This is a genomic window from Calidifontibacter indicus, from assembly GCF_003386865.1.
Taxonomy (GTDB): domain Bacteria; phylum Actinomycetota; class Actinomycetes; order Actinomycetales; family Dermatophilaceae; genus Yimella; species Yimella indica.
This window is the reverse complement of the sequence record NZ_QTUA01000001.1, coordinates 2,048,544-2,075,277: the sequence shown is the minus strand read 5'-3', so window position 1 is coordinate 2,075,277 and position 26,734 is coordinate 2,048,544. Positions and strand designations below refer to the sequence as shown.

General features: G+C 68.3%; 21 protein-coding genes. 5 read left to right on the top strand and 16 right to left on the bottom strand.

Translation table 11 applies throughout. From position 1 onward, the window contains the following. The first annotated feature begins 69 nt into the window (after positions 1–69). Positions 70–1,632 (top strand): FMN-binding glutamate synthase family protein, encoded by a 1,563-nt coding sequence (locus DFJ65_RS09900; protein WP_211308414.1) that lies wholly within the window; start codon positions 70–72, stop codon positions 1,630–1,632. A gap of 68 nt (positions 1,633–1,700) precedes the next feature. On the opposite strand, the gene aroB is transcribed toward DFJ65_RS09900, so the two are convergent. The 13 genes from aroB to DFJ65_RS09835 form a co-directional block, all read right to left on the bottom strand. Then, positions 1,701–2,774, bottom strand: coding sequence for a 3-dehydroquinate synthase (aroB, locus tag DFJ65_RS09895; RefSeq protein ID WP_115922879.1), 1,074 nt, complete (start codon positions 2,772–2,774; stop codon positions 1,701–1,703). After that, entirely contained in the window at positions 2,771–3,307 is a 537-nt protein-coding gene (locus DFJ65_RS09890) for a shikimate kinase (protein WP_115922878.1), read from the bottom strand. The genes aroB and DFJ65_RS09890 overlap by 4 nt, the downstream gene beginning before the upstream one ends. Then, complete coding sequence (gene aroC, locus DFJ65_RS09885) at positions 3,307–4,542, bottom strand: chorismate synthase (protein ID WP_115922877.1); 1,236 nt, start codon at positions 4,540–4,542, stop codon at positions 3,307–3,309. Before aroC ends, DFJ65_RS09890 begins: the two co-directional genes overlap by 1 nt. A gap of 13 nt (positions 4,543–4,555) precedes the next feature. After that, a complete protein-coding gene (locus DFJ65_RS09880) occupies positions 4,556–5,410 on the bottom strand; it encodes a shikimate dehydrogenase (RefSeq protein ID WP_211308413.1) in 855 nt (284 codons plus the stop codon). After that, positions 5,404–6,624, bottom strand: coding sequence for an endolytic transglycosylase MltG (gene mltG / locus DFJ65_RS09875; protein WP_115922876.1), 1,221 nt, complete (start codon positions 6,622–6,624; stop codon positions 5,404–5,406). Before mltG ends, DFJ65_RS09880 begins: the two co-directional genes overlap by 7 nt. Next, the gene (gene ruvX, locus DFJ65_RS09870) at positions 6,625–7,128 is read right to left on the bottom strand and encodes a Holliday junction resolvase RuvX (RefSeq protein ID WP_115922875.1); all 504 of its coding nucleotides are present in this window, start codon (positions 7,126–7,128) and stop codon (positions 6,625–6,627) included. It lies immediately after the preceding gene. Between the two features lie 2 nt (positions 7,129–7,130). After that, the gene (alaS, locus tag DFJ65_RS09865) at positions 7,131–9,839 is read right to left on the bottom strand and encodes an alanine--tRNA ligase (RefSeq protein ID WP_115922874.1); all 2,709 of its coding nucleotides are present in this window, start codon (positions 9,837–9,839) and stop codon (positions 7,131–7,133) included. Between the two features lie 185 nt (positions 9,840–10,024). After that, the gene (locus DFJ65_RS09860; protein WP_115922873.1) at positions 10,025–11,137 is read right to left on the bottom strand and encodes an ABC transporter ATP-binding protein; all 1,113 of its coding nucleotides are present in this window, start codon (positions 11,135–11,137) and stop codon (positions 10,025–10,027) included. Between the two features lie 9 nt (positions 11,138–11,146). Further along, the gene (locus DFJ65_RS09855) at positions 11,147–12,229 is read right to left on the bottom strand and encodes an ABC transporter ATP-binding protein (protein ID WP_115922872.1); all 1,083 of its coding nucleotides are present in this window, start codon (positions 12,227–12,229) and stop codon (positions 11,147–11,149) included. Between the two features lie 20 nt (positions 12,230–12,249). Further along, complete coding sequence (locus DFJ65_RS09850; RefSeq protein ID WP_115922871.1) at positions 12,250–13,239, bottom strand: ABC transporter permease; 990 nt, start codon at positions 13,237–13,239, stop codon at positions 12,250–12,252. 117 nt (positions 13,240–13,356) lie between these two features. Next, positions 13,357–15,132: an ABC transporter substrate-binding protein gene (locus DFJ65_RS09845; RefSeq protein WP_170144055.1), complete on the bottom strand. Its 1,776-nt coding sequence runs from the start codon at positions 15,130–15,132 to the stop codon at positions 13,357–13,359. A 79-nt stretch (positions 15,133–15,211) separates the two neighbouring features. Beyond that, complete coding sequence (locus tag DFJ65_RS09840; RefSeq protein WP_115922870.1) at positions 15,212–16,228, bottom strand: ABC transporter permease; 1,017 nt, start codon at positions 16,226–16,228, stop codon at positions 15,212–15,214. Between the two features lie 194 nt (positions 16,229–16,422). Next, entirely contained in the window at positions 16,423–17,799 is a 1,377-nt protein-coding gene (locus tag DFJ65_RS09835) for a replication-associated recombination protein A (RefSeq protein ID WP_245950163.1), read from the bottom strand. A 19-nt stretch (positions 17,800–17,818) separates the two neighbouring features. Here DFJ65_RS09835 and DFJ65_RS09830 point away from each other — a divergent pair, with 19 nt between their 5' ends. Beyond that, on the top strand, positions 17,819–18,580 hold the full coding sequence (locus DFJ65_RS09830; protein ID WP_115922869.1) for a GNAT family N-acetyltransferase: 762 nt from the start codon (positions 17,819–17,821) through the stop codon (positions 18,578–18,580). Between the two features lie 152 nt (positions 18,581–18,732). Then, positions 18,733–19,539: a thioesterase family protein gene (locus DFJ65_RS09825; protein WP_115922868.1), complete on the top strand. Its 807-nt coding sequence runs from the start codon at positions 18,733–18,735 to the stop codon at positions 19,537–19,539. A 24-nt stretch (positions 19,540–19,563) separates the two neighbouring features. Here the strand turns inward: DFJ65_RS09825 and DFJ65_RS09820 are convergent, their stop codons facing one another. Then, positions 19,564–20,175, bottom strand: a complete 612-nt coding sequence (locus DFJ65_RS09820; protein WP_115922867.1) for an HAD family hydrolase — start codon at positions 20,173–20,175, stop codon at positions 19,564–19,566. A 1,069-nt stretch (positions 20,176–21,244) separates the two neighbouring features. After that, positions 21,245–23,050, bottom strand: a complete 1,806-nt coding sequence (gene aspS, locus DFJ65_RS09815; protein ID WP_115922866.1) for an aspartate--tRNA ligase — start codon at positions 23,048–23,050, stop codon at positions 21,245–21,247. A 462-nt stretch (positions 23,051–23,512) separates the two neighbouring features. On the opposite strand from aspS, the gene DFJ65_RS09810 reads away from it, so the two are divergent. After that, positions 23,513–24,667, top strand: coding sequence for a ScyD/ScyE family protein (locus DFJ65_RS09810; RefSeq protein WP_115922865.1), 1,155 nt, complete (start codon positions 23,513–23,515; stop codon positions 24,665–24,667). Positions 24,668–24,723: 56 nt separating this feature from the next. Here the strand turns inward: DFJ65_RS09810 and DFJ65_RS09805 are convergent, their stop codons facing one another. Then, positions 24,724–25,125, bottom strand: coding sequence for a YchJ family protein (locus tag DFJ65_RS09805; protein ID WP_115922864.1), 402 nt, complete (start codon positions 25,123–25,125; stop codon positions 24,724–24,726). Positions 25,126–25,303: 178 nt separating this feature from the next. Between DFJ65_RS09805 and argG the strand changes: the two genes are divergently transcribed. Continuing rightward, the gene (gene argG / locus DFJ65_RS09800) at positions 25,304–26,722 is read left to right on the top strand and encodes an argininosuccinate synthase (RefSeq protein ID WP_115924227.1); all 1,419 of its coding nucleotides are present in this window, start codon (positions 25,304–25,306) and stop codon (positions 26,720–26,722) included. Positions 26,723–26,734: the final 12 nt, after the last annotated feature.

Genomic DNA, 26,734 nt, shown 5'->3' with positions numbered 1-26,734 from the left:
CACCTTTCTCGAGCCGGTCGTGCGCGTGTTCGCCCCTACCCGACCTCGCACTGGAGCAGACTGGCGCGCATGAAGCCCATCTCCTGGCTGGCCGCCGTGCCGGCCGTGGCTGCGGCCGGTGTCGCAGCGCACGACCTGTTGCAGAAGAAGCACTCTCTGTTGCGCAACTACCCGGTGATCGGGCACGCGCGGTACGCGATCGAAACCATCGGCCCGGAGATGCGGCAGTACGTCGTGGCCTCCAACGACGAGGAGCGCCCGTTCAGCCGCGCGCAGCGGTCCTGGATCTACGCGTCCGCCAAGGGCGAGAACAACTACGTCGGCTTCGGCACCGACAACAACGTCGAGGAGGAGGAGGGCTACCCGATCATCAAGCAGCGCACGTTCAGCATCATGCCGCCGCCGGCCGACCCGCACCACGGCGATCACGTGCGGTTGCCGAGCGCGAAGATCCTCGGCGGACCGCGCGGTCGGGCCAAGGCATTCCGGCCCAACTCGGTGGTGAACGTGTCGGCGATGAGCTTCGGGTCGCTGTCGTCGCGGGCGATCATCTCGCTCAACGAAGGGGTCAAGCTCGCCGGGGCGATGCACAACACCGGTGAGGGCGGGCTGTCGCCCTACCACCGGCAGGGCGGCGAACTCATCTGGCAGATCGGCACGGGCTATTTCGGCTGCCGCGACGAGCACGGCGCGTTCGACCTCGGCCGGTTGAAGGACACCGTCGCGGGCGCGCCGGTGCGGGCGCTGGAGATCAAGATCTCCCAGGGCGCCAAGCCCGGGCTCGGCGGTGTTTTGCCGGGTGCGAAGGTCACCGCCGAGATCGCCCAGATCCGTGGCATCCCCGAGGGCAAGGACTGCGTCAGCCCGTCGCGGCACGCGACCTTCAACGACGTCGACTCGCTGCTCGACTGGGTCGAGCTGCTGGCCACCGAGACCGGGTTGCCGGTCGGCATCAAGTCGGCGGTCGGAGACCTGTCGTTCTGGGAGCAGTTGGCCGACGCGATGGCCGACGGGCAACGCGGCGTCGACTTCATCACCATCGACGGTGGTGAGGGCGGCACCGGCGCCGCTCCCCTGGTCTTCACCGACGGTGTGGCTCTTCCCTTCTACATCGGGTTCTCCCGGGTCTACCGCGTCTTCGCCCTGCGCGACCTCACCGAGCGGGTGACGTTCATCGGGTCGGGCAAACTCGGCCTGCCCCGCAGCGCCATCACCGCCTTCGCGCTCGGCGTCGACATGGTCAACGTCGCCCGCGAGGCGATGCTGGCGATCGGCTGCATCCAGACCCAGAAGTGCCACACCGACAAGTGCCCCACCGGCGTCGCCACCCAGAACAAGTGGCTGTCGCACGGCCTCGACCCGGCGCTCAAATCGGTGCGCCTGGCCAACTACCTGCAGTCGATGCGTCGCGACCTGGTGAAGGTCAGCGAGGCGGTCGGGGTGCTCCACCCGTCACTGATCACCCCGGACGACGTCGAACTGCTGCTCGGGCAACGTCTCGCGACGCCGCTGCGCGACATCTACCGCTACCAACCGAACTGGGGTGTGCTCGGCGAGCCGTGGCGCAGCCAGATCATCGACATCATGTGCGCCGAGGCACCCAAGGACATCGAGCACGCGGCCACCGACTGACCCAAACACCCCCGCGAAAGTTTGCAGCCTCGCGCACATGCACCGCGTGTCGCGCAAACTTTCGCGGGCTATCGCTCGGTGCTGACGGCTGCGAAGGCCTCCTCGAGCCACTGCGGGTCGGGACTCTCCAGCCGGGTGGGCTGCGCGATGCCGGTCAGCGCGACGAACCGCAGCGTGGCACCGCGGGTCTTCTTGTCGCGCGACATCGCGGTGAGCAGGTCGGCCCAGCGTCCGCCGGTGTAGCTGGTGGGCAGGCCGACAAGTCGGAGCAAGCGGCGGTGTTCGTCGACCAGCTGCTGGTCGATGAGTCCCGCCCGCCTCGACAGCTCAGCGACGTAGACCATCCCGACGGCGACGGCGTCGCCGTGGCGCCAGCTGTAGTGCTCGACCTGTTCGATCGCGTGCGCGAAGGTGTGGCCGTAGTTGAGGATCTCGCGCAGCGACGACTCCTTGAGGTCGACGCTCACGACGTCGGCCTTCACCCGGATCGCGCGCCGCACCAGTTCGGGCAACACCTCGCCGTCGACGTTGAGCGCCGCGTCGGGGTCGGCGTCGAGGAGTTCGAGGATGCGCGGGTCGGCGATGAAGCCGCACTTGATGACCTCGGCCGTCCCGGCGACGAGATCACGCCTGGGCAGGGTGCGCAGCAGGTCGAGGTCGCAGACGACGGCGGTCGGTTCGTGGAACGCGCCGACGAGGTTCTTGCCCTCGGGGGTGTTGATGCCGGTCTTCCCGCCGACGGCGGCGTCGACCATGCCGAGCAGCGAGGTCGGCACCTGCACGACCGGCACCCCGCGCAACCAACTCGCCGCGACGAACCCGCCGAGGTCGGTGGTCGCTCCCCCACCGAGCGCCACGACGACGTCGGTGCGGGTGAAGCCTGCCTGACCGAGCACCGACCACAGGCGCACCAGCACGTCGGCGGTCTTGGCCGCTTCGGCATCGGGCAGTTCCTCGACGAACACCTCACGGCCGCCTGCCCGCAGGGCTTCGGCGAGACGGGAGGCCGCGTCGAGCATCACCGGAGCGTGCACGAGCAGCACGCGGGTCGCGCTGTGGGGCACCACCTCGGGCACCCGCTCGAGCACCCCGCGTCCGAGCAGCAGACCGTAGGTCGGGGTGATCGGAATGAGGTCGCTCATCGCTGGTCCGCCCCCGTCAGCCCGGTCAGCCCGGCGCGGACGTCGTCGACGATCTCTTCGGGGGTGCGGTCACCCGTGTCGACCCGCACGGTGCCGAGCCGTTCGTAGGTGGGGCGGCGTTCGCCCATCATCTTGGTCCAGGCCGCCCGCGGGTTCACCGCGAGCAACGGACGCGACCCGTCGAACCCGATCCGCTTGGCGGCATGGGCGATCGTGACGTCGAGGAAGACGACCTTGTGATCGGCGAGCAGTTCGGCGATGGCCGGCTGCATCGGGGCTCCCCCGCCGAGCGCAACCACGCCGGGCGTGCCGAGCGCGCTGCGGGTGGCCTCGAGTTCGAGCTCCCGGAAGGCGGGTTCGCCGTCCTCGACGAAGATGTCGCTGATGACGCGGCCCGAGGTGGTCTCGACCAGCGCGTCGGTGTCGACGAAGTCGACACCCAGCACCTGCGCCAACGCGCACCCCACGGTGGTCTTGCCGGCGCCGGGCGGGCCGATCAGCACCGCGACCGGACGAGCGGGCTGGTCCGCCATCAGTGCCGTCCACCTTCGAACGAACGCATCAACTCCGGGATCGACTCCAGGTAGCCGCGGTGGTTGCGCGCCGTCTCGGCGACGCTGTCGCCACCGAACTTCTCCACGGACGCCTCGGCGAGCACGAGCGCCACCATCGCCTGGGCAACGACCCCGGCCGCCGGCACGGCGCACACGTCGGACCGCTGGTGGATGGCGGTCGCGGCCTCGCCGGTGCCGACGTCGATCGTGCGCAGCGCACGCGGCACGGTCGAGATCGGCTTCATCGCGGCACGCACCCGCAGCGGCTCACCGGTCGACATGCCGCCCTCGGTGCCGCCGGCCCGGTTGGTGGCGCGGCGGATCACCGCGTCGGCGCGGTCGATCTCGTCGTGCGCCACCGATCCGCGACGGGCCGCGGTGAGGAAGCCGTCGCCCACCTCGACACCCTTGATCGCCTGGATGCCCATCAGCGCACCGGCCAGGCGCGCGTCGAGGCGGCGGTCCCAGTGCACGTGCGAGCCGAGGCCCGGCGGGAGTCCGTAGGCGAGCACCTCGACGACCCCGCCGAGGGTGTCGCCGTCCTTCTTGGCGGCGTCGACCTCGGCGACCATCGCGGCCGAGGCGGACGCGTCGAGCGAACGCACCGGGTCGGCGTCGAGGGCTGCGACGTCGTCCGGGGTGGGCAGGGGCGCGTCGGCCGGGGTGTCGGCGGTGCCGATCGACACGGTGTGCGACACGAGGCGGATGCCGTAGGCCTGCTCCAGGAAGGCCTCGGCCACCGCGCCGAGCGCGACGCGGGCGGCGGTCTCACGGGCCGACGCGCGTTCGAGCACCGGACGCGCCTCGTCGAAGCCGTACTTCTGCATGCCGACCAGGTCGGCGTGTCCCGGACGCGGACGGGTCAGGGGCCGGTTGCGGGCGAGTTCCTGCGGGGCGCCGATGTCGTCGGCCGCGGCGATCGCCGACTCCTCCACCGGGTCGGTGCCCATCACGGCCTGCCACTTGGGCCATTCGGTGTTGGCGATGTGGATCGCGATCGGCGACCCGAGGGTGCGGCCGTGGCGAACACCACCGACGAAGCTCACCTCGTCGAGCTCGAACTTCATCCGCGCACCGCGCCCGTAGCCGAGCCGGCGGCGGGCCAACGCGTCCTGCAGATCGGTCGAGGCCACCTCGACTCCGGCGGGCAATCCCTCCAGGACGGCCGTCAGCGACGGCCCGTGCGACTCACCTGCGGTCAACCAGCGCAACATGACCGCGATCTTTTCACGCCCCGTCGGTCGCGGTCGCAGCGTGTCCAGCCTGCTGGACGACGTCCAGCGGCGGACGCTGTCCCGTCATCAACTCGACCTGACGCACGGCCTGGTGGATGAGCATCTCCAGCCCGCTGACCGGGCGTGCCCCGGCGTGCTCGGCGGCGACACCGAATCGCGTTGGCCAGTCGGCGTAGACGACGTCCATCCAGATCGCGCCGGACGGGCTGCGCCCGGGCGGGCCGGCCAGCACCTCGGCAGCGAACGCGTCGGCCGCACCGTGCGGCAGGGTGCTGATCACCAGTGGGAAGTCGTGAGCGACCTTGTCGACGTCGGCCAACGCGACCACCCGCGCCTCGATGCCGTGGTCGTTCGCCTGCGCCAGGGTCGACGCCCGGGCGTCCTTGCGCACCGCGAAGGTCACCCGGACGACGCCGAGGCCGGCCAGGGCCGCGAGCACCGACCGGGCGGTGGCTCCCGACCCCAACACCAGCGCCGAGGTGGGCGACACCGACGTGCCGACGCCGGCGTCGACGAGCGCGGCCCCGACGCCGTAGACGTCGGTGTTGTAGCCGTGCCACCCGTCGTCCTCGGCCACGAGCGTGTTGACCGCCCCCGTCTTGAGCGCCACCGGGTCGCAGGTGTGTGCCAGCAGCAGCGCCTGCTCCTTCAGCGGCATCGTCAGCGACAGGCCGGCCCATTCCGGGCCGAGTTGGGCGACGAAGTCACCCAAGGCCGCCTCATCGACCTCGAACCGGTCGTACTGCCAGCCGTCGAGTCCCAGCGCCGCATAGGCTGCGCGATGCAGTGTCGGGGACAGCGAATGCTCGATCGGCGAACCCAGCACCGCAGCGCGACGGATCAGCACTTGCCCGGGTTCTGTCGGCACCAGTTCTGGAACTCGACCACGTTGCGTTGGTGCTCGCCGTACGTCGTCGCGAACTTCGTCTCGCCCGTCTCCTGATTGACCGTCACGAAGTACAGCCAATCGCCCGGCGCCGGCTTGGCGGCCGCCTTCAACGCCTCGAGTCCGGGGCTGTTGATCGGGCCGGGCGGCAGTCCGGGGTTCTTGTACGTGTTGTACGGGCTGTCACTGTCGCGTTCCTTGTCGGTCGTGGTGACCGTGCCGCGCGACTGGGTGATGAAGTGGATCGAGGAGTCCATCTGCAGCGGCATCTTGTCCTTCAGCCGGTTCTCGATCACTCGGGCCACCTTGGGCCCGTCGGCTCCGAGGCGGGATTCCCCCTGCACGAAGGAAGCCAGGATGACGACATGGCGCAGCTTGTCGGCGGGCACCCCGAGCTGATTGAGCTGCTTCTTGCCGAGATCGACCATGGCCTTGAGCTGTTCGGTCGCGGTGGCGTTGGGCTCGAACTCGTAGGTGTTCGGGAACAGGAAGCCTTCGAGTTTGCCCTCGGCGGCCGGCGGCAGACCGAGCGTGGCCGGGTTGACCTTCTTGTACTCCGCAACCGGCACTCCGGTCTGCTTCGACAAGGTCGCGAAGACCTCACTCACCCACAGGCCCTCACGGATGGTCACACCCTTGGACAGGCGCGAACCGGGTTCGAGCAGGAGGTTGAGTGCGGCTTGCGAACTCATCTGCTTCTTCAGCTTGTAGGTGCCCGGCTGCACCCGCGCGAACTCCGGGTTGGCTCCGGCCACCGAGGAGAAGGTGGTCGCGGACTTCACGACCCCGGCCTTCTGCAGTGCCTGGCCGATCGCATAACCGGAGTCGCCGGCCTTGACCTTCACCTCGACGCTGCCGGTGCCTTCACCGGAGAAGTCGCCGCCGCCGGAATTGCCGCCACCGAAGCTGGGGATGAGGCTGGTGCCGACGGTCTTCAGCGCGACACCGAGCCCGGCAACCACGACGACCAACGCCATCACCATCACCAGGCAGGATCGGCGATTGCGCTTGACCGTCTGCGCCTCGTGGTCGACGGCGTCGTCCGGGCGGGCCGCACGGGCCTGGGCGCGACTCTGCACCTCGGGAGCCTTCGGCCGACCGGGAAGTCGGCCCGCGGGCTCACCGTGGTTCTCGTCCTCCCCGAAGATCGAATCGGAGAGTCGGGAGTCGTTCATTCAATGTCCTTCTGTCCGGCGACCGCTCCGGTGTCGCGGTTTGCGCCCGCCTACCGCACTGCCGGCGGGGGCACCGGTCGCACGCTCTGTGTCCAACGCAACTTGCAAGATCATGGCAGCCGCCTGGCTGTCGATCACGCTCTTACTGCGCCGTGTCGAAACTCCAGCTTCGCGCATCGCCCGATGCGCGCCGACCGTCGTCAGCCGCTCGTCGACCAGGCGCACCGCGATACCGGGACGCAGACGCAGCAGCCCGGCCGCCCAGTCGCGAGCCGCCTGCGCGGCTGCGCCTTCGTCACCGGACAGCGAGCGAGGCAGTCCGACGACCACCTCGATCGCGCCGCGCTCGTCGACCAGGTCGAGCACGCCACGCAGGTCGGTGCCACCGCCGGCGTCGCGGGCGAAGGTCGCCTCCGGGGTGGCGATGAGCCCGTCCGGGTCGCAGATTGCGATCCCGACCCGGACGGACCCGACGTCGACCCCGACGCGCACACCGCGGCGCATGATCAGGCGAGCACCGACCGGACGGTGTCGGCCACGGCGGTCAACGCCTCGTCGACCTTGCCGGCGTCCTGGCCGCCGCCCTGGGCGACGTCGGGCTTGCCGCCGCCACCACCACCGAGCACCGACGCGGCCTTCTTCACGAGCGCACCCGCCTGCACCCCACGGTCGCGGGCGCCCTGGTTGGTCGCGATGACGACGACCGGACGGCCCGCGTTCACGCCGGTGACCGCCACGACCGAACCGTTCGACTCGCCGAGGCGGTCGCGCAGGTTGAGCACCAGCGACCGCACCTGGTCGGCCGGCAACTCCCCTGCGTGGTGGGTGAGCACCCGCAGGCCGGAGATGTCCTGCGCCTGGTCGACGAGCTTCGCGGCACCCGCCTGCAGCTGCTCCTGCTGGAGCCGGTTGATCTCGCGCTCGGCGTCCTTCACCCGCGCGAGGAGGTCTTCGACCTTGCTGCGCAGTTCGCCGGCCGGAGCCCCGACAAGGCCGCTCAGCTCGGCGACCAGCGCGCGCTCCTTGGCCAGGTAGCGCAGCGCGTCCATGCCGACGAAAGCCTCGACGCGGCGCACACCCGAACCGACGCTCGACTCACCGGTCATGGTGAGGGCACCGATCTGCGAGGAGTGGGCGACGTGCGTGCCACCACACAGCTCACGCGACCACGGGCCGCCGATCTCGACGACGCGCACCTGCTCGTCGTAGGTCTCGCCGAACAGCGCCAGCGCGCCCCACTCCCGGGCTTCGGGCAACGTCATGAACTGTGCCGACACCGGAAGGTCTTGTCGCACAGCGAGGTTCGCGACCTCCTCGATCTCCGACCGGGTCTCCGGCGAGAGCGCGGAGTTCCAAGCGAAGTCGAGCCGCAGGTAGCCGGGCTTGTTGTACGAACCCGACTGGAGCGCCGACGGGCCGAGCACCTGACGCAGCGCCGCGTGCACGACGTGCGTGCCGGAGTGCGCCTGGCAGGCCGACACCCGCCAGTCGGGGTCGACCTTCGTCTCGACGGCGTCGCCGACGGTCAGACCGTGTTCGGTCGCCTCGACGGTGTGCACGACCAGGCCCTTCACCGGACGCTGCACGTCGCGCACGTCGAGCGCGCCGTACGGCCCACTGATCACACCGGCGTCGGCGATCTGGCCACCCGACTCCGCATAGAAGGTGGTGCGGTCGAGCACGACCTGGCCGGTCTGACCGGGCTGCAACTCGGGCACCCGGCGGCCGTCGACGACGATGCCGGTGACCTTCGCCTCCGTCGAAAGGCCCTGGTACGCAAGCCAATCGGTCGCACCGAGCTCGCGCAGTTCCTTCCACACCTCGGTGTGCGCGTGACCTGCCTTCTTCGACTTGGCGTCGGCCTTCGCGCGGTCGCGCTGCTCCTGCATGAGACGGCGGAAGCCCGACTCGTCGACGTGCACGCCCTGTTCGGCCGCCATCTCGAGGGTGAGGTCGATCGGGAAGCCGTAGGTGTCGTGCAACTGGAAGGCCTGCTCCCCCGCGAGGGTCGCCTGCCCGCCACCGGTCGCCGCGGCGCTCTGCTTCGCCTTGGTCACCGCCGTGTCGAGGATGACGGTGCCCGCGCCGAGGGTGCGCCGGAAGGCATCCTCCTCGCCGTACGCGATCTGGCTGATCCGCGCGAAGTCGGTCTCGAGCTCGGGGTAGCTCGCCTTCATCCGCTCCACCGAGACCGGCAGCAGCTCGGGCAGAGCCTTGTCCTCGTAGCCGAGCAGACGCATCGCGCGCACCGCGCGACGCAGCATCCGGCGCAGCACGTAGCCGCGGCCCTCATTGCCCGGCGTCACACCGTCGCCGATGAGCATCAACGACGAGCGGACGTGGTCGGCGACGACCCGCAGGTGCACGTCGTCCGGGTGCGACTGACCGGCAGCGGCGCCGGACTTCGCACCGTAGGTGCGGCCGGTCATCTCGGCCGCCTTCGCCAGCACCGGGAAGACCTCGTCGATCTCGTAGAGGTTGTCCTTGCCCTGGAGCAGCGTCGCCATGCGCTCCAGGCCCATGCCGGTGTCGATGTTCTTCGCCGGCAGCGGGCCCGCGATGTCGAAGTCGGCCTTGCTGCGCACCTGCGACAGGTCGTCCTGCATGAACACCAGGTTCCAGAACTCCATGAAGCGGTCCTCGTCGACCGCCGGTCCGCCGTCCGGGCCGTACTGTGCGCCGCGGTCGTAGAACAGCTCCGAGCACGGTCCACCCGGACCGGGCACGCCCATGTTCCAGTAGTTGTCCTCCTTGCCGCGACGGGTGATCCGCTCCTTCGGCACGCCGACCTTCTGGGTCCAGATCGAGAACGCCTCGTCGTCGTCCTCGTAGACCGTCGGCCAGATGCGGTCGGGGTCGAGGCCGTAACCGCCGTCGGCGATCGGGGTGGTGACCAGGCCCCACGCGAGCTCGATCGCCCGCTCCTTGAAGTAGTCGCCGAAGCTGAAGTTGCCGTTCATCTGGAAGAACGTGCCGTGCCGGGAGGTCTTGCCGACCTCCTCGATGTCGCCGGTGCGCACGCATTTCTGCACGCTGGTGGCCCGCGGCCACGGCGGGGTCTGCTGACCGAGCATGTACGGCTTCATCGGCACCATGCCGGCGTTGACGAACAGCAGGTTCGGGTCGTCGTAGATCAACGGTGCGGACGGCACGACCGCGTGTCCGTTGTCCTCGAAGTACTTCAGCCAGCGGCGCCGGATCTCGGCGGTTTCCATGTGAGTTCCTAACGAATGTGTGTGGTTTCGGGCATGCGAGGGCGGGGCCGGTCGGCCCTAGGCGGCTCGCGTGCCGCTGAACCCGACCGACCCCGCCCCGTGCCCGACCAGTGGTCGTGGCTGCGTGTCGGTGTTCATCGCCCTCAACCATATCGGTCGGTCGCGGGCGACTTCTCCCCAGTTGTTCAGGCGGAGACGTCCTCGATGTCGGCCGTCAGCGAGGTCTTCTTCTCCGGGAAGTGGCAGGCGATGCCGTGTCCGAAGGTGTCACCGTGGCCCTTGATCGGCGGCTCCTCCTGGGAGCAGATCTCCTGCGCCTTCCAGCAACGGGTGCGGAAGCGGCAGCCGCTCGGCGGGTCGATCGGGCTCGGCACGTCGCCGACGAGACGGATGCGCTCGTCGGGCACGTGGCCGCGCACCACGTTCAGGTCGGGCGCCGCCGACAGCAGCGCCTGCGTGTAGGGGTGCTCGGGCGCGCCGTAGATCTCGTCACGGTCACCGAGTTCCATCACCTTGCCGAGGTACATCACGGCGATGCGGTCGCAGAAGTGGCGGACGACGCCGAGGTCGTGCGCGACGAACACGAACGCGATGTCGAGCTCCTTGCGCAGCTTGCCCATCAGGTTCATCACCTGCGCCTGGATCGACACGTCGAGGGCCGACACCGGCTCGTCGGCGACGATCACCTTCGGCTCCACCGCCAACGCCCGGGCGATGCCGATGCGCTGCCGCTGACCGCCGGAGAACTCGTTCGGGTAGCGGTTGATGTGCTCGGGGTTGAGACCTACCAGCTCCAGCAGTTCCTGCACCCGGGCCTTGATCTGCTTCTTCGGCACGATGCCGTGCAGTTCCAGCGGGGTGCCGACGATCGACTGCACGGTGAAGCGCGGGTTCAGCGAACCGTACGGGTCCTGGAAGATCAGCTGGATGTCGCGGCGCAGCGGCCGCAGGTCCTTCTCCTTCATGTGGGTGATGTCGTGCCCGTCGAAGGTGATCTTGCCGCTGGTCGGCTCCAGCAGTCGGGTGATGAGACGTCCGGTGGTGGTCTTGCCACACCCCGACTCACCGACCAGGCCGAGGGTCTCGCCCGCCGCCAGGTCGAAGCTCACACCGTCGACCGCGCGCGTCTGCAGCGTGGTCGGGAACAGACCCGAATACTCCTTGACCGGGAAGTGCTTGACGAGGTCCTCGACCACCAACAGCGGCTGACGGCCGGCGGTCGCCTTGCGCTCGTGCACCACCGGGTCGGCGGCGAGGTGGTCGTTGTTGTTGTCGTTCTTGTTCAGATCAGCATTCATGGCGAACCGTCACTTCCCCAGCTTCGGTGCGACCTCGGTCGCGAAGATCTCGGCGGGCTCGGCCAGGTGGCAGCGGGTGCGTCGTCCCGGCTCACCCGGCACCTCGGTGAACTCGGGCAGTTCGGTGAAGCAGCGCTCCCCCGGCACCCGCTCGGCGAAGTCGCAGCGCGGATTGAACGAGCATCCCTTGGGCAGGTTGAGCAGGCTCGGCGGGTTGCCGCGCACCGGGTTCAGTGTCTCGGACGGGTCGGACGACAGCGACGGCACCGACGACAGCAGACCCCAGGTGTAGGGATGCCGCGGGTCGGCGAGCACCTCGCGCGTCGTGCCGTACTCGACGCCACGACCGGCGTACATGACCAGCACCTTGTCGGAGACCTCGGCGACGACCGCGAGGTCGTGGGTGATCATGATGATCGCCGAGCCGAACTCCTTCTGCAGGTCGTTGAGCAGGTCGAGGATCTGCGCCTGCACGGTGACGTCGAGGGCAGTGGTCGGCTCGTCGGCGATCAGCAGGCGGGGGTCGTTGACCAGGCCGAGCGCGATCATCGCCCGCTGGCGCATACCGCCGGAGAACTCGTGCGGATACTGCTTGGCGCGACGCTGCGGGTTGGGGATGCCGACCCGGTCGAGCATCTCGACGGCGCGTTTCTCGGCCACCGACTTCGACACCTTGTGGTGTACCAGGTAGGCCTCGGCGATCTGCGCACCGATCTTCTTGAACGGGTGCAGCGACGACTGCGGGTCCTGGAAGATCATCGCGACGCTGTTGCTGCGGATCTTCTGGAAGGTCTGCTGCGACGCCCCGACGAGTTCCTGACCGTCGAGCAGGATCGAGCCGCTCATCCGGGTGCGCTTCATGTCGTGCAGGCCCATGACGGCCATCGACGACACCGATTTGCCCGAGCCCGACTCGCCCACGATGGCGAGCGTCTGGCCGAGTTTCACGTCGTAGCTCACGCCGTTGACGGCGTTGACCAGACCGTCCTCGGTCGGGAACTGCACCTGGAGGTCCTTGACCTCCAGGATCGTCTCGGCGTTCGGATCGATCGGCGGACGGCGGGAGCCGTGTTGGTCGACAACTGTGGACATAACTGTTTCCTACCCCGTCCTCAGGAGAGCTTCACGCGCGGGTCGACGACACCGTAGAGCAGGTCGACGACCAGGTTGCCGATGCTGACGAACAGTGCGCCGACGAGTACGACGCCGCTGATCACCTGGAGGTCTTGCTGGTCGAACGACCGGATCGCCAAGTCACCCATACCCTTGAGGTTGAAGATGCGCTCGGTGAAGACGGCACCCGACAGGTCGGCGGCGATGTTGAGGCCGACGAGGGTCATGAACGGTGCCATCGCGGCGCGCAGCGCGTGGCTGATCAGCACCTTTCGCTCGGACAAGCCTTTGGAGCGGGCGGTGCGCACGAAGTCACCCGACAAATTGTCGATCATCGAGGCACGCACGTATCGCACGTAGGAGGTCGCCTGGATCAGGCCGTAGATCATCCAGACCCCGATAAGACCGACGAACCAGCTCCAGGGATTCTCGAACGGGGAGGTGTACTGGGCGCGCGGAAGAATCGGGTTGAGCACCATGAAATAGAGGTAGAACAGCAGCGCGAGGATGTAGTACGGCACCGACGGCACGAACTGGGTGATACCCACGATCGTCCGGTCGAGCCAGTTGCCTCTGTTGCGGGCCGCCACCACCCCGAACAGCAGGCCGAAGATGGTGTAGACGACCGTTCCACCCACCACGATCGAGAGCGTCACCGGCAGCGCTTGGAAGACCATGTCCTTGACCGGACGGTCCTGCACCCACGACCAGCCGAGGCACGGTGCGTCGCACTTCTTCTCGAAGCCGCCGGAGGTGATCGTGCGACCCGTGGCAAGGCCCTTCATGTACTCGGCGTACTGCTGCGGCACCGGCTTGTCGAGGCCCATGCTCTTCTCGATCTCGGCAATGCGGGCCGGTGTGCAGTTGCGGGTGCACAGGTTGCCCGCGGGGTCGTTGGGGCCGAGGAAGAAGATCGCGAAGGTGAAGGTCACCGCCGCGAGCATCACGCTCAGCGTCATCAGCAGACGACGAAGGATGTAGACGAGCACAGGGTCTCCTGGTCGGGGGTGGGGTGCAGGTGACGATCCCAGGGGCCGGGGTCGCTCGGGTTCTCCGAACGGCCCCGACCCCGGAACCTACTTCAAGGTGTGACTACGGACGAACGGTCAGCCGACCCACACCTGGGCCAGGTCGGGCATGCCGCGGTTCGGGTCGTTGATCACGTTGTGCACCTGCTTGCCGAACATGTAGTTCGCCTTGCCGTAGCTGGTGGGAACGGCCGGAACGACGTCCTTGGCCAGCTTCTCGTCCAGCTTGGTCCACTCAGCGCCCTGCTGCTCGACCGGGAGGGCGATGATCCGGTTGATGTCGGCGTCGATCGACTTGTAGTCGGCGTCGGAACCGGCGCCGAGGAAGCCGACGCTCTGACCGGTCAGCTGCACCGCGGAGGTGAACAGGTTCGGGTACCAGGCGTCACCGCTCGGCCAGTCGTAGCACCATCCGGCGGGGCCGGTGAGGGTGTTGACCTTGCCGTCGGTCTCGGCGCGGTGCTTGCGGGCGTCGGCCTTCGGGATGCCGACGTCCTTGACCTTGAAGCCGGCTGCCTCGAACCCAGCCTTACGAGCCGCGTTCTGCTTGACGGCCTCCGGGTTGTCCTGCGAGTAGTACCAGGACAGCTCGAAGTTCTCCTTGCCGGCGTCCTTCAGCATCTGCTTGGCCTTGGCCGGGTCACCGGTGCCCTGACCGGTCATGCTGTTCACCGGTGCGTACTTGGTGAAGCCCGGGATCTGCGGAGCCATGTACGACGTCGCCGGGGCGTAGCTCAGCGTGGTGACGCCGCCTGCCTTGCGGATCTGGTCGAACGGATAAGCCACCGCGACGGCCTTACGGACGGCCAGCGGGATCTTGCGGGTGTCCATGTTGAAGTACGAGACACACGGGTCGGCGCCGGTGACCGTCTGGTCCTTCTGCTGGTTGATCTTCGACAGCAGGGTCGAGTCGAAGGCGTCCCAGTTGAGGGTCGTGGCGTCGGGACCGTTGCTCGCGAGGATCGCGGTCTGGGTCGGCTTGACGTCGGTGCCGAAGTTGAAGGTGTACGAGTCGACGTACTGGTGGCGAGCCGGGTCAGAAGCAGCGTCCCAGTTCGGGTTCTTCTTCAGGGTGAGGCTCTGGCCCTTGACGTACTTGTCGAACATGTACGGACCCTCGGCGAGCGGGTTGTCGCCGTACTTGTCCTTGGTGTCCTTGGCCTCCGGAATCGGGGAGACCTGGCTGAACGCCGCGTAGTACGGGAAGGTCGGCCACTTCTTGGCGAGGTGGATCTCGACGGTCTTGTCGTCCTTGGCGGTCGCGCCCTGGAAGTCACTCTTGTCGGTGAACGGGCCCTTGTAGGTATCGCCACCTTTCAGGTAGCTCTGGGCGTAGCTCGGGCCGTCCGGCAGTTCCTTGACCGCGAACGAACGCTTGATCGCGTAGACCACGTCGGCAGCCTTGATGACGCTGCCGTCGGAGTACTTCATGTTGTCCTTCAACGTGAAGGTCCAGGTGAGTCCGTCCGACGACTGCTTGCCGAGGTCGGTGGCGAGGTCGGGAACCAGCTGCGAACCCTTCTCGGTCACGCGGTAGGTGGTGAGGCTACGCAGCACCAGCTGACCGAGGATCGCGCCGGTGTCCTGGTAGAACGCACGGGTCGGGTCGAAGGTCTCCGGAACGTTCGAGTAGCTGATCGTCAGGTTGCCGCCCTTCTTCGCACCCGAGATCTCGGGCGCCGGGCCCTTCGCGTTCGGGTCGAGCGCGGCATCTGCCGGAGCGCTGCTCGTCGAGCTGCCGGCGCCGCCGGAGCTTGAGTTGGACTTGTTGTTGTCGGAGGGGCTTCCTCCACCGCAGGCTGCGAGCGACAGGGTGCCCGCTGCAGCCAGCGCCACGACCTTGGTCCAGCGCATGTTGTTTCTCCTTTGTGTACTTCCCGGCCAGCACCAGGAAGGTTCCGCCCGACCGCCGGCGGCGATCGGAAGTCTTGGGTTATCGACGGGTGTTCGGGTTGAACGCGTCGGCAATGGCGTCGCCAAGTAGCGACAACGCGAGCACCAACAGCGACACCGCAATGACCGGCACCCACAGGTAGAGCGGTTGCACCTCGTAGTAGTTCGTTGCTGCTGCGATCGTCAGGCCCCACGATGCCGTCGGCTCCTTGAGCCCGACGCCGAGGTATGACAGCCCGGCCTCGGCCGAGATGAACGCCGGGATGGCGAGGGTCAGCGAGACGATGATGAGGCCGACCAGGTTGGGCAGCATCTCCTTGAACAGCAGCCGCCGCGTCGGCACGCCCAAAGCCCGCGCCGCCTGCACGAACTCCTTCTCGCGCATCGAGATCACCTCACCGCGCACCAGACGGGCAAGGCCCGCCCAGAAGAAGAAGGTGAGCACGAAGACCAGCGAACCGAAGCGCACCTTCGTCACCGTGTCGTCGGAAATCTCCAGCGGCGATCCGAACCACGAGGTGATGATCGGCACCAGCGCGATCGCGAACAGCAGGAACGGCAGCGAGAGGATGAAGTCGATGATCCACGAGACCACGTTGTCGATCCAGCCACCGAAGTAGCCGGCGACCAGACCGACGGTCACACCGATCACGGTGGTGGCAATGGCCGCGGAGGTGCCGATAATGATCGACGGCCGTGCGCCGTATACGAATCGCGCGAACAAGTCACGTCCGATTGACGGCTCGATGCCGAGCCAGTGCTCGGCGGTCTGCCCGATCATCGGGAAGCCGTCCTGGTCGAGCAATTCGGGGTGCTGCGTCGCGGGGTCCTGACCCTCCAGCGCTGCGAGCGCGGGGGCAAAGATCGCGATCAGGACATACAGCACGATGATGCCTGCGCAGATCATTGCGATCTTGTCCTTGCGCAGTCGCGCCATCGCGATCTGGACCGGGGACTTGCCCGTGGTGCCCTTGTCCTTCTTCCCACGCCGGCCGGTCGGCTCGGCTGCGGTGACCTCCGAGACGGTCTCGGCCACCTGTTGCGGGCTGAAGCTCATCGATCCTCCGTGGGAACTGACGCGGGGTAAGGCCCGTTGGGTGAACGAGCCTTCTTTCGTGGTGTGTACCAGGCCCCCACCTGGCGACCAGTGGGTGACACGGGTCTCTTACCGGGGAAAAACATGCCATACGAAGGTCACGGTTAAACCCTTCGGTGCCGTACGGTCACCCAATCGTTACCAAGTGTCCGACCTCACTTGGTTCGGCCGCGAATCGTTTCGCGCAGGCTCGCCCATCGACTTCCGAGGGTCGCTTCCCACCCGCGATCACTGGGGTGGTAGTAGTCCGCCTCCCCCACCAAAACATCGGGCAAGAACTGTTGTGGCCCAACGGCATTCGGCTCGTCGTGGGTGTATCGATAACCCTCCCCGTGACCAAGCGCCTTGGCCCCGGCGTACCCCGTGCCCCGAAGGTGTGTAGGCACCACCCCGATCTTCCCGGCGCGCACATCGGCGATCGCCGCGTTCATGGCGGCGTAGGTTGCGTTCGACTTGGGAGCCAGGCAGTTGTGCAGCACAGCTTGTGCCAACACCAGTCGCGCCTCCGGCATCCCGATCTGCGCCACAGCGTGCATCGCTGCGACGGCCGTCTGCAGCGCAGTGGGGTCGGCCATGCCGATCTCCTCGGACGCCGAGATCACGACCCGGCGGGCGATGAACCTCGGGTCTTCCCCCGCCTCGAGCATGCGGGCGAGATAGTGCAATGCGGCGTCGACATCGCTGCCACGCATCGACTTGATGAACGCCGAGGCGACGTCGTAGTGCTGGTCGCCGCCCTTGTCGTAACGGACGGCGGCGGTCGCGACGGCCTGCTCGGTGTCGGCGAGGCTGATCGTGACGTGCTGATCGGGGTCGCGGGTGCCGGCGCGGTCTTCGGCGACCCCGGCGGCCGCCTCCAACGACGTGAGCGAACGGCGTGCGTCGCCACCGGCGATGCGCACCAGGTGATCCAGCGCGTCGGGGTCCAACTCGAAGCGTCCGGCGAGGCCGCGTTCGTCGGCGACGGCGTCGGTCACCAAGTCACGGATGTCGTCGTCGTCGAGCGAGGTCAACGTGACGGTCACCGATCGCGACAACAGCGGCGCGATGATCGAGAACGACGGATTCTCGGTGGTCGCCGCGACCAGGATGATGGTTCGGTTCTCGACGCCGGGCAGCAACGCGTCCTGCTGGGCCTTGCTGAACCGGTGGATCTCGTCGAGGAAAAGCACCGTGTCGCGACCGTAGAGCGACTTGTCGCGCACCGCCTGCTCGAGCACGGCCCGCACGTCCTTGACGCCGGCGTTGATCGCGGAGAGTTCGACGAAGCGCCGGTTGGTCGCACTCGCGACGAGGTGGGCCAGCGTGGTCTTGCCGGTGCCGGGCGGACCCCACAGGATCGCCGAGACCGGACCGGCCGCTCCCCCTGCGCCTTCGATCAGTCGCCGGAGCGGGCTGCCCGGGCGCAGCACGCTCTTCTGGCCGCGCACCTCGTCGAGGTTGCGCGGCCGCATCCGGACGGCGAGCGGCGGGAGGGTGTCGTCGGCCCCGCGGCCGAGGTCGGCGGAGGCGGCGAAGAGGTCGTCGGTCACGCGTGCCACGCTAGCCCGCGTGTCAGACAGCTTTCGCACCTTGTCCGGCAGAGCGGAGCTGCTCGCGGCCACCGGTAACGACCCCTACATCCGCTGGGAGTGCGATGACCAGTTGCTCACCCGTGTGTGGGTGCTCGGCGACGGCGCCGCGTTCCTGCGCAAGAGCCACCACCGGGGCACCACGCACCTCAACCTCTTCGGTTCCGAACACGACGCCGATCTGTTGCTGCGCAACCTCGTCGACGCCGACCTGCTCGCCGACGGGGTCGACGGCATCTCCGTCGAGCAGTCGCTGCTTCCGGTGGCCGAGCGCCACTTCGCCCTCGGGCGAGGCGGTGACTGGGACTGGATGTGGACGGTCGACGAGCCCGCGGCACAGCCCGGCGAAGCAGCGGTGGTCGAGCTGGACGATGAGGCTGACGGCGCGGAACTGCTCGCGCTCAACGAGATCGGGAGTCCGACGGCGGAATCGCGCCCGGGTGAGGGCATCACCGAACTCTGGCTGGGCGTCCGGGAGAAAGGTCGGATCCTCGCCGCCGGCGCCATGCACCGCACCGGTGGCGGAGCGCCGCACCTGGCCGGCATCGTCACCCATCCCGATGCCCGCGGACGCGGCTTCGGTGCTGCTGTGACCGCTGCGCTCACACGGGCGGCGCTGGAGCGCAGCGGTGTCGCCAGCCTCGGGATGTACTCCGACAACGACGTCGCGCGGAGGCTGTACCACCGGTTGGGGTTCCGCACCGCGCACGCCTGGGCCTCGCGCGGATTCGCCGTCGGCTGAGGCGCCCGGCCCCGCTTGCTCCGTCGAGTTGGTGTGTCAGCGGGAGTTGGTTGCCATAGCGGGAGCAGGATCTCCCGCAGGTCCATCCAACGCCCGTGGGGGCCTCAAACCCCGGGTCGTCCACCGTCCGCATCACGTGCTGAGATGAGCGCATGAGCGAGTTCGACGACGCCACTGCCCTGACGGCGCACTCCGACGGCACCTACTCGGCGACCTTGTCCGACGACTGGTCGATCGGCGATGCCGTCAACGGCGGTCTGCTGATGTCGCTGGCGGCGAAGGCCGTCTCGGACGCCGCCGCCGACCACCACCCGCACCCGCTCACCTTCAGCGCGGTGTTCCTGTCGCCGGGTGCTCCCGGCGCGGCGACGGTGGCGCCGACCGTGTTGCGCACCGGCCGGTCGATGTCGACGGCCGAGGTCGTCGTGTCGCAGGACGGCACCGAACGACTACGGGCGCTGGTGACGATGGGCGACGTCTCGGCCCAGGCCGAGCCGATCCGCAAGCAGACCCCGATGCCGGTGTTCGCGCCGATCGAGGAGTGCATCGCGGCCGACAACGCACCGCCCTCGCTCGCGCAGGCGGGCCTGTTGAAGCGTTTCGACCTGCTGATGGACCCCGAGACGGTGGGGTGGGCGATGGGTCAGCCGAGCGGCGACGGCGAGATGCGCGCCTGGATCCGATTCGCCGACGGACACGAGGCCGACCCCGTCGCTCTGCTCACCTTCCTCGACGCGCTCCCGCCGGTGGCGTTCGACCTCGGCGCGCAGGGGTGGGTGCCGACGATCGAGTTCACCGGGTACGTGCGAGCCGTGCCCGCGCCCGGGCCGCTGGCGGTGCGCCTGCGCACCTCGACCGTCACCGGCAACCTGCTCGAGGAGGACGCCGAGATCTGGGACTCGACCGGCCGCCTCGTCGCCCAATCACGCCAACTCGCCTCGGCCCGCTTCCCCGCCTGACCCTCGCTGCCGACAACGCCTCACTCAGAGACGAAGGAACTCGGCGATCTCCTCGCGCAACACCTGCGCACCCGACGCCGGATCGTGGTGCACCACAGCGATTCCGAGCTCTCGGGCGGTGGCAATGTTGGCCGCCGAGTCGTCGACGAACAGTGCCTGCTCGGGGGTGATGCCGAGGTCGTCGAGCACGGCCTCGAAGTACTCCGCGGACGGCTTCATGTGGCCGACCTCGCTGGAGTAGTAGGCGCCGTCGACCCGGTCGTCGTAGCCGCGCTCGTGGCGCATGATCTCCACCCGCACGTCCTGCTGGTTGGTCGCGAGCACACACCGCACCCCGGCAGCGCGCACTGCGTCGACGACCTCCCAGGCGTCCTCGTCCTCGACGAACATCGCCCACAGAGCGAGCACGTCCTGGGTGGAAGCACCCGTCGGACGCTGCTGCAGCAGTTCGTCGACCACATCGCGCAGCGACCGCTCACCACGCAATGCCGTCTTCTCCGCCTCGAACAGCGCCGTCGCGAACTGCGGCCCACCGCCGATGCGTTCGAGGGCCTCGGCCCAGTCATGAGGCGAGTGCTGAAGCACCCCGTCGCAGTCCCACAGCACCGTCGTGATCACGCCGGCGACGATACCCACCCACCGGAAGTTTGCAGGAGCGGGCCGATGTGGGCTATCCGCACTGCTTCACTGGCTGCGGGCCGCGTTCAGGAGGAAGACCATGGTGCCCCGAAGCCTCGCTCATGATCGGTGATCACTGGTGTTCACTATTGGGGTTGAATAGCTGCTCTCGCTGGCGGCCCATCCGGCTCCAGCAACTTCGCTTCCTCCAAAGTCAGATGAAGGCTCACAACGACTTCCACTGGAGTTTGGGCATCGAGCTCGCCATACGAAGCAAGAGATACGGGAACAGACTCCTGCGCAGCGACAAGAACGTGGTCTTTGCGACCGGTCAGCTTCGCGAGCGCTCGCGCCTCCGCGCGCATACGGTCGTCCAACGGGTAGTGATAGGTCGCTGTCGAATCAGCGTGCTCCATGAGCCCACCAAGTGGTACGGCAACGCCCGTAGGTTCACCTTCGCTCCGCGCTATATCGGCTGACCTGCGTACTTCTGCGCTCCAACTAGCCATCTCCATGCTTCCTTTCGACCAAGTGAACCAATCGATTCAGCATGCTCCAACGTCTCGATACTCGGTGCGACAGCGGTAGCTACATACCGAACAACGGACGTACCACATCTGCACGACCCGGCCAGCCGAGCACCATTGATCTTCCAAGGTCCACCAGACTTTCGCACAGTGAGCGTGCGGTGGATCGGCATGCGCTCGAGGCCCAAACGCCAACGCTCCGAACAGGGCCGACAGGGTGACAAGAAATCTACGCCGCGTCGGCGCCCGCTCGGCCGAACCACCGTCACAACCACACTTGCCAGAATCACTAGCCCGTTTCTCAGTCATCACTTCGACCTCCACCCCATCGGCTGTGATCTAAGTCACCAACCGGCGTGCCTGTCAACCTCCGGCCCACCGCCGATGCGTTCGAGGGCTTCGGCCCAGTCATGAGGCGAGTGCTGAAGCACCCCGCCGCAGTCCCACAGCGTCCCACAGCACCGTCGTGATCACGCCGGCGACGATACCCACCCGCCGAAAGCCTGCAGGAGCGGGCCGCTGCGGCACCGCTCCTGCAAACTTTCGCACTGGCGAGTGAGCTACTCGGCAGCCTTCTCGCCGGCCTTCTCTGCAGCCTTCGGCTGCGGCTTGGCGTCGACGCCCGCCTCCTTGCGCTGCTCCGGCGTGATCGGCGCCGGCGCGGCGGTCAGCGGGTCGTAGCCGCCACCCGACTTCGGGAAGGCGATGACCTCACGGATGGAGTCCATACCTGCGAGCAGGGCGCAGATGCGGTCCCAACCGAAGGCGATTCCGCCGTGCGGCGGCGCACCGAACTGGAACGCGTCGAGCAGGAAGCCGAACTTCTCCTGCGCCTCCTCGTGCGAGAGCCCCATCACCTCGAACACCCGCTCCTGGATGTCCTTGCGGTGGATACGGATCGAGCCGCCGCCAATCTCGTTGCCGTTGCAGACCATGTCGTAGGCGTACGCGAGCGCCGAACCGGGGTCGGTGTCGAAGGTGTCCTGGAACTCCTTCTTCGGCATCGTGAACGCGTGGTGCACGGCGGTCCACTTGCCCGAACCGACAGCGACGTCACCCGAGGCGACCGCGTCGGCGGCCGGCTCGAACAGCGGGGCGTCGAGCACCCACAGGAACGACCAGGCGTTCTCGTCGATCAGACCGCAGCGCTTGCCGATCTCGAGGCGGGCCGCACCCAGCAGCGCGCGCGACGACTTCGTGTCGCCCGCGGCGAAGAAGATGCAGTCGCCCGGGTTCGCACCGACGTGCGCCGGGAGGGCAGCAACCTCGGCCTCGGAGAGGTTCTTGGCGACCGGACCGGACAGCGTGCCGTCTTCCTGCACGAGCACGTAGGCGAGACCCTTGGCGCCGCGCTGCTTGGCCCAGTCCTGCCACGCGTCGAGCTGACGGCGCGGCTGCGAGGCCCCGCCCGGCATCACGACGGCGCCGACGTACTCGGCCTGGAACACCCGGAAAGTGGTGTCCTTGAACAGCTCGGTGCACTCGACCAGCTCGTTACCGAAGCGCAGGTCGGGCTTGTCGGAGCCGTACTTCGCCATCGCGTCGGCGTAGGTCATGCGCGGGAACGGCGTCGGGAGCTCGACCCCGATCACCTGCCACAGCGCCTTGGCGATCGCCTCGCCGAGCTCGAGGATGTCGTTCTCCTCGACGAAGCTCATCTCGATGTCGAGCTGGGTGAACTCCGGCTGCCGGTCGGCGCGGAAGTCCTCGTCGCGGTAGCAGCGCGCGATCTGGTAGTAGCGCTCCATGCCGGCCACCATGAGCAACTGCTTGAACAGCTGCGGGCTCTGCGGCAGGGCGTACCAGTTGCCCGGCGCGAGACGTGCCGGCACCAGGAAGTCGCGAGCGCCTTCCGGGGTCGAACGGGTCAGCGTCGGGGTCTCGATCTCGACGAAGTCGCGCTCGGCGAGCACCGAGCGGGCCGCCGCGTTCACCTTCGAACGCAGCCGCAGCGCGTTGCCCTGAGCCGGACGGCGCAGGTCGAGGTAACGGTGCTTGAGGCGGGCCTCTTCGCCGACGTTGATGCGCTCGTCGATCTGGAACGGCAGCGCCGCCGATTCGCTGAGCACCTCGATGGTCTCGGCGACGACGTCGATCTCGCCGGTGGGCAGGTCGGGGTTGACGTCCTTGGGCTCGCGCGGGGTCACCTTGCCGGTGACCTGGATGCAGTACTCGTTGCGCAGGTCGTGCGCACCGCCGGTGAGCACCTCGTCGCGGGCGACGACCTGGACGGTGCCGCTGGCATCACGCAGGTCGAGGAAGGCCACGCCGCCGTGGTCGCGGCGACGGCCCACCCAGCCGGCGAGGGTGACGGTGGTTCCGGTGTCGCTCGCGCGGAGCGTGCCGGACTGATGTGTGCGGAGCACGATCGAATCCCTTCGGGTCGGGTCCTCGAAAGGGTTCGCGGTCTGCGGTCCTGACGAGGAACGGCAGCCCGGGAGGTGTGGGCGGGGGCCAGGTCGCGGTGCCACCACACCTTCGCCGGAAAAGCTCCGGCCTCTCGTCGGTACGCCGTGACGCGCGGTTCGTAGCCGATCGAAAACTGCGATCAGGCGGGTCGTCACTCCGCCACTACGAACGGTGTCCATGGTAGGCCAGCCAACTGGTGCGACGCGAACCGGTTTCCGGCATTCGCCGGACAGCCGCCGGCCCGCTCGGCACACTGAAGGGAAAGGTCCGCGCGGGGGAAGAACAGCAGCGTACGACAGTGCGGACCGGGATCGGCTTCCGTCCGGCGGTGCACTGCGCCGCCATGCGCCGGCACAGACCCGGCTCCGTCACACACCGGCGGCCTCGACACGGTCGCCCGAGCAACACAGGACGCGCACATGCCTCGTAGAACCCCTCTCTCCTCGACCCGTCGATTGCGCCTTCCGGCCGCAGCGCTGTTCGCCGCCGCAGCCGCGACCGCCACCACCGGGCTGCCCGCGCAGGCCGCTCCCGTCCCCGGGGGTGGCACCGCCGTCGTGGCGTCCGGTCTCGACAACCCCCGGCACCTCACCTTCGGGCCCGACGGCACGCTCTACATCGCAGAATCCGGACGCGGCGGCGCGGGCCCCTGTGCCGCGTCGCCCGAGGGCGGCACCGCCTGCCTGGGTCTATCCGGCGCTGTGACCTCGGTGCGTTGGCACGGACGCGCCGTGCAGCAACGTCGCATCATCACCGGCTTGCCCTCGACGGCCGACCAGGACGGTTCCTCCGCGTCCGGCCCGGCGGACGTCGCCGTCACCGGCCGTGGTCAGATCGCGGTCGTCATCGGGCTCGGCGGCAACCCGACGTCCCGGGCCGCCTTCGGACCGAACGCCGCCAAGATGGGAACGGTCGTCAAGGCGAACATCAACAGACCCGGCAAGCTCACGGTCGTCAGCGACGTTGCCGCGTACGAGGCGAAGGCCAACCCGGACGGCGGCGAGGTCGACTCGAACCCGTCGTCGATCCTGCGCGTGGGCAACCGGTATGTCGTCGCCGATGCCGGCGGCAACGACCTGGTGTCCGTCGGCAAGAAGTCGAGCTCGACCCTCGCGGTCTTCCCCGACCGCATCGTCACAACTCCCCCGGGCTCGGGCCTACCGCCGCAGATCCCGATGGAGGCCGTTCCAACCGCTGTCGCGATCGGGCCGGACGGCGCCTACTACGTCAGCGAGCTGACCGGCTTCCCGTTCCCGAAGGGTGCCTCCACCATCTGGCGGGTCGTGCCGGGTCGCGCGCCGACGGCGTACGCCACCGGGCTGACGAACGTCACCGACCTGACCTGGGCCGGCGGGAAGCTCTACGCGGTGCAACTCGCGAACGACGGCCTGCTCGCCGCGCAGGGGCTGCCGATGGGCTCCCTGGTCCAGGTCTCGACCACGGGTGCACACCGGGTGGTCGCCACCGACCTGCCGGCGCCGTACGGCGTCGCGGTGCAGGGCGGATCCGCCTACGTCACCACCTGCGCTGTGTGCGCCGGCGGCGGTGCGGTGCTGCGGGTGTCGCTGCGCTGATCGCACCCCGTCCCACGTTGGGCCCCCGCGCCCCCGGCGGGGGCTCAACCCATGCCCTACGCGTCGCGCGCTGCGACGGCGTCCGGTTGCGCGTCGCGGTAGAACCAGCGTCCGCCGCGCCGCTCGAACCGGCTGCGTTCGTCGAGATGCCCGCCGGTGTACGTCGCCGTGAAGTCGACGATGCCCGTGTCGTCGTGCTCCCCGCCGGCCACGACCTCATGGATCACCAGCCCCGTCCACGAGGTCTCCGGGTCGACCGTCACCTGAGCCGGACGCGTCTTGGGATGCCATGTGCGCCAAAGGTGTTCGCGGTTGCCGTAGAAGTAGGCGGTGTACCGCGAGCGCATGAGTTGCTCGGCCGTCGTCGCCAGCCGCTCGGCTCGCAGCAACGGTCCGCAGCATGCGCCGTACGGCAGCAGGGAGTCGCAGGGGCACAGGGGGCATTGCACTTCGGTCATGTGCCTATTGTCACGCCCTGCCCGAGGTCGGCATCAGGCCGATCACCTCGTCCGGCCTCTGGTTGCTGAAGCCCGAAGGTGGATCGCCGTTGCTCTGGCACCGACGATCCACCTTTGAGATCTCGGGGACGGGCCACCGGATCAGCCGGCCCACCGGGCGCCTCCTACGATGGAGCGCGTGTCCAAGGTTCTGAACTCCCTGCCCGTCGGCGAGCGCGTCGGCATCGCCTTCTCCGGAGGTCTCGACACCTCCTGTGCCGTCGCCTGGATGCGCGCCGGTGGCGCCGTCCCGTGCACCTACACCGCCGACCTCGGCCAGTACGACGAGGACGACATCGAGTCGATCCCGGGCCGCGCCGAGCAGTACGGCGCGCAGCTCGCCCGGCTGGTCGACTGCAAGCCGCTGCTGGTGCAGGAGGGGCTGGCCGCCATCGCGTGCGGCGCGTTCCACATCCGCTCCGGTGGCCGCACCTACTTCAACACAACTCCGTTGGGGCGCGCCGTCACCGGCACCATGCTGGTGCGCGCGATGGCCGAGGACGGCGTGTCGATCTGGGGCGACGGCTCCACCTACAAGGGCAACGACATCGAGCGTTTCTACCGCTACGGTCTGCTCGCCAACCCGGCGTTGCGCATCTACAAGCCGTGGCTCGACGCCGACTTCGTCAGCGAACTCGGTGGTCGCCAGGAGATGTCCGAGTGGCTCGTCGAGCACGGGTTCCCCTACCGCGACAGCGCCGAGAAGGCCTACTCCACCGACGCCAACATCCTGGGTGCGACCCACGAGGCGAAGAAGCTGGAGCACCTCGACACCTCGCTCGAGATCGTCGAGCCGATCATGGGCGTCGCCTTCTGGGACGACTCGGTGTCGGTCGAGACCGAGGACGTCACGATCCGTTTCGAGCGTGGCCTGCCGGTCGCGATCGACGGTGACGACTTCGGCGGTGACCAGGTGGCGTTGTTCCACCAGGCCAATGTCGTCGGTGGACGCCACGGTTTGGGCATGAGCGACCAGATCGAGAACCGCATCATCGAGGCGAAGTCGCGCGGCATCTACGAGGCGCCGGGCATGGCGCTGCTGCACGCCGCCTACGAGCGTCTGCTCAACGCCGTGCACAACGAGGACACCGTTGCGGCCTACCACAACGACGGACGCCGGCTCGGCCGGTTGCTGTACGAGGGCCGCTGGTTCGACCCGCAGTCGCTGATGCTGCGCGAAGGCCTCTTGCGCTGGGTCGCGTCGGCCGTCACCGGTGAGGTGACGCTGCGCCTGCGCCGCGGCGAGGACTACTCGATCATCAACACCGTCGGGGAGGGCTTCAGCTACCACCCGGACAAGCTGTCGATGGAGCGCACCGAGGACGCCGCGTTCGGCCCGGTCGACCGCATCGGTCAGTTGACCATGCGCAACCTCGACATCGCCGACACCCGCTCGAAGCTGGAGCTCTACGCCCAGCAGGGTTCGTTGCCGAGCCGCGAGCGGGAACTGGTCGGCGATCTGCAGCCCGGTGGCGCGCAGCAGATCGCGTCGAACCCCGCCGCGAAGGGTGACGACGAGTCGCTCGACCGGGCCGCGTTCGATCTCGGCACCGACTGAGCAGAGTTCGAG